Below are 6,802 nucleotides of genomic sequence, written 5' to 3'. Positions count from 1 at the left end.
CCGGCACAAACGCAGGCGCTCCACTGGATGGTTTTCTCACCGCCGTGCACAGGCGCCTACGCAGTCGACGAGCTGCTGAGCGAGGGGCAGCTCAGCCAGGAGCTCGGGATCGGCCGCACACCCGTCCGCGAGGCCCTGCAACGGCTTGAGGCGCACCGCCTGGTCACGATCGTGCCGCGACAGGGGCTCCTGGTCACGAATTTCGATACCTACGACCTGTCGCGCCTGATCGAGGCGCGCCGCCCGCTGGAAAGCATGCTGTGCCGCCTGGCCGCCCGGAATGCCGATCGCGAGGCGCGCGCGCAGCTCGGCGCAGTGATCAGGGGCATCGAAGGCATCACCGACTACGAGGACGGCGAGGCGATCGAACTCGACCAGGCGGCCAAGATTCTGCTGCTGCAGGCGGCGGGCAACATCTTCCTAGAGGACGCGATCGCCCCCGTGCACGGCCTCTCGCGCGCTCTGTATTTCCGTAGACGCTCGACGCCCGATCTCGACGTCGTGCTCGCGCAGCTCGGGATGCTGCGCGCCGTGGTGGACGGCAACGAGCACGAGGCGGCTCTGGGTGCGATCAGGTTCGTCGCAGAAGTCGCGCGGGTGATGCGGCAGCGACGTTAGGTGAGGAGATGACCATGGCTGACTTGAGACAGACGATCCTCGACTGGATCTCGCAGGACGAGGAGGAGCTCGTCCAGTTCTACCGCGATTTCGTGCGGGCCCGGTCGCCCAACCCGCCGGGCGACACGCGCGAGGCGATGGGCTTGGTCGGAGACCGGCTGTCCGCCTGGGGCATCAAGCACGACGTCGTGCACGCGCCCGGCAAGGACCACCTGCCCAACATCGTCGCAGATTTCGAGGCCGCTCAGCCGGGCCGGCATCTGGTCCTGAACGGCCACGTCGACGTGTTCCCTATCGGCAATCCGGATTCCTGGGAGCGCGATCCCTGGAGCGGCGAGGTCATCGACGGGCGCGTCTTCGGGCGCGGCGCCACCGACATGAAGCCGGGCACGACCGCCAGCATATTCTGCTACCGCTATCTCGAACGCCTGCGCGACCAGTTGAAGGGCCGGCTGACCTTGACCGTCGTGTCGGACGAGGAGACCAGCGGGCGCTGGGGCACGGGCTACCTGTTCGAGACCATGCCGGAGCGCGTGCGCGGCGACTGCCTGCTGAACGGCGAGCCCACGGGCGTCGAGACCATCCGCTTCGGCGAGAAGGGCATCATCCGCTTCAAGGTCCGTGTGAGGACACGCGGCGCGCACTCGCCCTATCCACATCTCAGCCCCAGCGCCATCGACAAGGCCTGCGAGACCATCCTCGCGCTCAAGACGATGGCGGGCTCGGAAGGCGAGGGCATCCCGGCCGAGATCCTCGACCACCTCAACAAGCAGGAGGTCCGCGCCCTCGTCGACAAGATCATGGGCGTGGGCACGGCCGACGTCATCAAGCAGTTCACGGTGAACATCGGCACGATCACCGGCGGCACGACCGCGAACATGATCGCCGACTACTGCGAGTTCCATGTCGATATTCGCGAGCCCGTCGGCACGCCTTCGGGAGAGACGCTGCGCCGCGCGACCGATATCGTCCAGCGCACCCCCGGTGCGGAGGTCTTCGACGTCACCGGCGGTTCGGAGACGAACTGGAGCACGACGCAGCACGAGCTGATCGACATCATCTCGGACACCGTGGTCTCGCTCGGCCGCCCGGCGCCAGTGCTGCTGCCCATGCTAGCAGGCTCCGACTGCCGCTTCTGGCGCAAGGCCGGCGTGCCGGCCTATGTCTACGGCCCCGGCTCGCGCAACATCGCCGCACCCAACGAATCGGGCTCGATCGAGGACTTCCTGCACGTCGTCAGGGTCCATACGCTCGCCGCTGCGACCTATCTCGGCGCCGGCGGCGCAGGGGCATAGCCGGCAGGCGGCAGCGGCCGCCATCTCAAGGGCAGGGCGCGTTTGGACCACGCGCCTGACAAGATCCCCGCAACCGCATGGCGGCGGGCGACCGGGATGGGGCTTAGGGGCGCCTCATCCGGCTTTCGATACGTCGACCCAAGAAGGATAAGGACAAGGTTATGGCATACATCACTGCGCGGATTCGCCCGGACAAGGTTTTCCACGGTTACGACGAGGATCTGCAGATCGTCACGACCAAGTTCGAGGGCGGCGATTTCGTCGAGAAGGTGATCAAGATCGACCGGATTCTCTCCTTCACCGAGGCCTACATCTTCATCGAGTGCCCGCACGACACGGTGCAGACCTGGGAGTATGAGGGCGGCCTAGGCTACATCAAGGAGAGCCTCCGCGCGGCGGGCCTCCTGATCGCCTGATCGGATTATCGGGTCGCAGCGCCCGCAGCCGGCCGCTGCGACCATCTGTCGGGGCCAAACCCGAAAGGGGAACCGGTCGCTATGACCACATCAGTCACCGTGACGGTCAATGGCAGCGAGCGACGCCTCGCGGTCGATCCGCGGAGAACGCTGCTGGATCTGCTGCGCGAGGATCTCCGGCTGACCGGCACCAAGAAGGGCTGCGACCACGGCCAGTGTGGCGCGTGCACGGTTCTGGTCAACGGGCGCCGCGTGCTGTCCTGCCTCAGCTTGGCGGTGATGGCGGAGGGCGCCGATGTCACCACGATCGAGGGCGTGGGGACGCCCGATGCGCTGCACCCGCTCCAGGCGGCCTTTATCCGGCACGACGCCATGCAATGCGGATACTGCACATCCGGACAGATCATGTCCGCGCTCGAGGTGCTGGCCGACCCGGAGGTGACCACGCGCGAGCAGATCGCAGAGGCGATGAGCGGAAATCTGTGCCGCTGCGGGGCCTATGCCGGCATCGTCGCCGCCATCCTGGACGTCAAGGCGCATGCGCCCGTTTGACCTGATCCGCCCCGAAAGCCTCGACGAGGCCCTGAAGGCGCTTGCCCTGCCGGGCGCGCGCGCCGTGGCGGGCGGGACCAATCTGGTCGACCTGATGAAGCTGAGCGTCGAGGCCCCGGCGGCCCTTGTCGACATCCGTCGCCTGCCGCTGCACGAGATCAGCCTCGGCGCGGACACGGTCGTCATGGGCGCGCTGGTCGCCAACAGCGCGGCCGCCGCCGATCCCGCCATCGTGCTGCAAGCGCCGGCTATATCCGAGGCTCTGCTGTCGGGCGCCTCCGGGCAGATCCGCAACGCGGCGACACTGGGCGGCAACCTGCTGCAGCGGACCCGCTGCGGCTATTTCCGTGCCGCCGACTGGGCCTGTGGCAAACGTGAGCCGGGATCAGGCTGCGCGGCCGCAACCGGCATCAATGCCGGCCATGCGGTGCTGGGGACGAGCCCGCATTGCATGGCGGTCCATCCCTCCGATCTCGCCGTCGCCTTGCTCGCGCTCGATGCAACCGTGCATCTCAGGAGCAGGGATGGCGCGCGCCGCATTCCGCTTGGCGACTTTTACCGGCTGCCCGCGGACACGCCGCACATCGAAACGGCGCTGGCATCGGGCGAGCTGGTGACGGCAATCGAGGTGCCGCTGACGGCCCCGGCCAAAACCTCGCGCTATTTGAAGCTGCGCGGCCGCGCGTCCTACGAGTTCGCCACGGCCTCCGTTGCCGCGGCGGTGCTGGTCGAGCACGGCGTCGTCGCGGAGGTCGCCATCGCGCTTGGCGGTGTCGGCACCGTGCCCTGGCGCGACCGCGCGGCCGAAGCGCAACTCGTGGGGCGCCCGCTGTCCGCGCCGTCGATCGAGGCATTTTGCGACGCACTCCTGGCCGGTGCCGTGACCACACCCGCCAATGCCTACAAGCTGCCGCTTCTGCGCGGCGCGATCCACCGAGCTCTGGAACGGAGCGCGACATCGTGATGGCGATCGGTCAGCCCATCGATCGGGTCGATGGCGCCCTCAAGGTGACGGGGAGGGCGCTCTACGCCGCCGACAGACGCTTCGAGCGGCAGCTTTACGCGCTGGCGGTGCGCAGCACCGCCGCCGCCGGGCGCATCGCCGAGATCGATGTCGCAGCGGCGAGCGGCACGCCGGGCGTGGTGGCGGTCTACACGCATCTGAATGCAGGTGCCGCGCTGAACTGGCGCAAGACGGACGCCTTGCTTGCCCTCGGAGCAGAGGCTCTGGGCCTGTCCGCCCTGGCCGCCGCCGAACCCGACAAACCGGAGGGCTACCTGCCTCTAGCCTCCGATCTGGTAAGCTTCGCCGGCCAGTGGATCGCAGTCGTCGTGGCGGAAAGCCTCGAAGCGGCCCGCGAAGGCGCCGACCTCGTGCGCGCACGCTATGAGCCGCAGCCGGCCACGGCCGAGATCGGGCAGGGCGACGAAACCTGGCTGGAGCCGACCTTCTTCTTCGGTGCCGATATGCAGGTCCGGCGCGGGTCGGAGCCGGAGGGCCCGGCGCGGCACGCCTCGGTGGACGCGTTCTATACGACGCCGATGCAACTGCATCACCCCATGGAGCCCTCGGCGACGACGGCGGTGTGGGGAAAGGATGGCGTCACGCTCTACGACTCCACGCAGGGAACCTGGGCAACGCGGGCCTACGTCGCGGAATCCCTCGGGCTTGCGCAGGAGCAGGTCCGCGTCGTGTCGCCTTATGTCGGCGGCGGCTTTGGCGGAAAGAACCAAATCTGGCCGCATCAGGCGCTCGCGGCCCACATCGCCCGGACCCTGCAACGGCCCGTCCGCCTGCAATTGACGCGCGCCGACATGGCGGTTGCCTCCGGCCATCGCACGGCGACCGAGCAGCGCGTCGCGCTCACCAGCGATGCGGACGGCAGGCTCACCATGCTGCGCCACGTCTCGCGCGTGCCGACATCGATGACCGGCGGCTTCTTCGAGCCCTGCGGCCTGAACTCGCTGACGCTTTACGAGACCGCGGCGCTGGATGTCCGGCACCAGGTCACGCGCAAGGCGATCCCGACGCCCACGCCGTTCCGCGGCCCCGGCGAGACGCCCGGTTCCTTCGCACTGGAATCGGCGCTCGACGAGATGGCGCACCGGCTCGGTCTCGATCCCTTGGAGCTTCGGCGGCGAACCTATCCCCAGCGAGACGGCTATCACGCGCGCGACTGGTCCTCGAACAACCTGCTCGAATGCTATCGCCGCGGCGCGGACGCCTTTGGCTGGCCGGACGGTCCCACCGCGCCGCGCTCACTACGCGAAGGGCATGAACTCATCGGCTTCGGCATGGCGGCGACGGCCTATCCGGCTCCCGCGCTGACCGCGACGGTGACGCTGAGGCTCGACACGCGCGGGCATGTGGTGGTCGAGACCTCGGCCACCGACATCGGCACCGGCATGTACACCATTCTCGCGCAGGCGGTGTCGGATGATCTCGGCCTCGCTCTCGGCGATATCCAGGTGCGCCTGGGCGATTCCAGCTTTCCACAGGCGCCCACGGCGGGCCGTTCCAAATCGACAGCGAGCCTGCTGCCGGCAGCGCGCAGGGCCTGCCTCGCCCTGCTGGAGCAACTGGCGGCCTTGCGGAACAAGGCGGATCCTGCGCCGGGCTCGAACCTGCCCGTGGGCGATCTGCTCGTGCGTGCCGGTCTGGCCGAACTCGTCGCCGAAGGCACGTCGGCGGGCATGCCCACCGACCGGAACCTCAGCTTTTACTCGTTCGGCGCGCACTTCGTGGAGGTCAGGGTCGATGAACAGATCGGCAGGCTGAGGGTGGCGCGCGTCGTCAGCGCCCTCGATTGCGGCCGCATCATCAATCCGAAGACCGCCGCGAGTCAGATTCGGGGCGGTATCATTTTCGGCATGGGGATGGCGCTGATGGAGCGCAGCGAGTTCGACCCGGTCCAGTCCCGGCTCGTCAATGACAACCTGGCAGACTACCCGATTCCGGTTCACGCCGACGTTCCGCCTATCGAGGTCATCTTCCTCGACCTGCCCGATACCCGCTTCAACGATTTCGGGGCGCGCGGGGTGGGCGAGATCGGGGTGCCGGGTACAGCCGCCGCGATCGCTAACGCCGTCCACTGCGCCACCGGCCGCAGAATTCGGCATCTCCCGATCACGATGGGCCAGCTGCTGTAGAGCGAGGAAACGCGCTGGCGGACGTCAGCCTTGCCTCGGTAGCGGCGCTCTCGTCAGCGCCAGCCGGCGGCGGCCTCGATCTTAGCGCCTTAGTTCGCGGCCCATGACTTGAGGCTCCGGCGTGCCGCTCGATCGCGAAGCATTCCGGCTCGAACATGTCTGCTTCGAGCTCCGTCCCCGTTTCGGCATCGTCGCGTCTGGTAGAGCCGACTGCTTGCACTCACGAAATCGCCGCGTCGCCGCGACGCTCGCCGGGTTTGCATGGCTCAGAAATTCGTTCAGCTTTTCCGCGAAAGCGGTTTCCAGCTCGTCCAGCACCTGGCGGGCGACACGCTCCGCGCCTCTTTCGAATTTTGCAATGGCCTGTTGCCTTACGTCCAGTACAAGCCCGTCCATACACCGCATCATGCTGCAGCTTTTCACGAGGCGCGGAGATCAGTTCCGACGTCACCAACCGCGGTGCCAACGAGGGCAAATAAGGGACAACTGAAAACGGCACCTTTCGCAACCGGACCTGAGCCAAAAGGCGAATAGGGGCTGACCTGCGACGGCCAGTCGAAGCAGGGCTATCGGCGTCAGATCGCCACCTCCAACGAGTGTCGGAATCGGTAGCTGCGCGCCCCCGCAACCAATAAGAGTGAAAGCCCCATCTCCCCAGGAGGTGGGGTTTTCGTTTGTTCAGAGCTGATCGCGAGGATCCGCGCCAGATCGCCTGAAGCTCCAGCCAGACGCCGCCGGTGCGGGCGTGACGATGATGCGCTCAATCATCGA

6 protein-coding genes are annotated in these 6,802 nt (G+C 67.5%); all 6 read left to right on the top strand.

The window, feature by feature from the left end; all coding sequences use genetic code 11:
- Window positions 1–618 (top strand): GntR family transcriptional regulator (locus Q0Q36_RS24730; RefSeq protein WP_293802499.1); only part of this gene is annotated, 618 nt, incomplete at its 5' end.
- 14 nt (window positions 619–632) lie between these two features.
- Window positions 633–1,913: a M20/M25/M40 family metallo-hydrolase gene (locus Q0Q36_RS24725; protein ID WP_293802497.1), complete on the top strand. Its 1,281-nt coding sequence runs from the start codon at window positions 633–635 to the stop codon at window positions 1,911–1,913.
- Window positions 1,914–2,074: 161 nt separating this feature from the next.
- On the top strand, window positions 2,075–2,329 hold the full coding sequence (locus tag Q0Q36_RS24720) for a hypothetical protein (RefSeq protein ID WP_293802495.1): 255 nt from the start codon (window positions 2,075–2,077) through the stop codon (window positions 2,327–2,329).
- An 81-nt stretch (window positions 2,330–2,410) separates the two neighbouring features.
- Window positions 2,411–2,881 (top strand): (2Fe-2S)-binding protein, encoded by a 471-nt coding sequence (locus tag Q0Q36_RS24715; protein WP_293802494.1) that lies wholly within the window; start codon window positions 2,411–2,413, stop codon window positions 2,879–2,881.
- Window positions 2,868–3,845 (top strand): FAD binding domain-containing protein, encoded by a 978-nt coding sequence (locus Q0Q36_RS24710; RefSeq protein WP_293802492.1) that lies wholly within the window; start codon window positions 2,868–2,870, stop codon window positions 3,843–3,845. Before Q0Q36_RS24715 ends, Q0Q36_RS24710 begins: the two co-directional genes overlap by 14 nt.
- Complete coding sequence (locus Q0Q36_RS24705; protein WP_293802490.1) at window positions 3,845–6,031, top strand: xanthine dehydrogenase family protein molybdopterin-binding subunit; 2,187 nt, start codon at window positions 3,845–3,847, stop codon at window positions 6,029–6,031. Before Q0Q36_RS24710 ends, Q0Q36_RS24705 begins: the two co-directional genes overlap by 1 nt.
- The last annotated feature ends 771 nt before the right edge of the window (window positions 6,032–6,802 follow it).

The organism is uncultured Allobosea sp. (genome assembly GCF_945957345.1).
Classification (GTDB): domain Bacteria; phylum Pseudomonadota; class Alphaproteobacteria; order Rhizobiales; family Beijerinckiaceae; genus Allobosea.
Note: the sequence above shows the minus strand (reverse complement) of the source record. Positions and strands in the feature narration are given on the sequence as shown.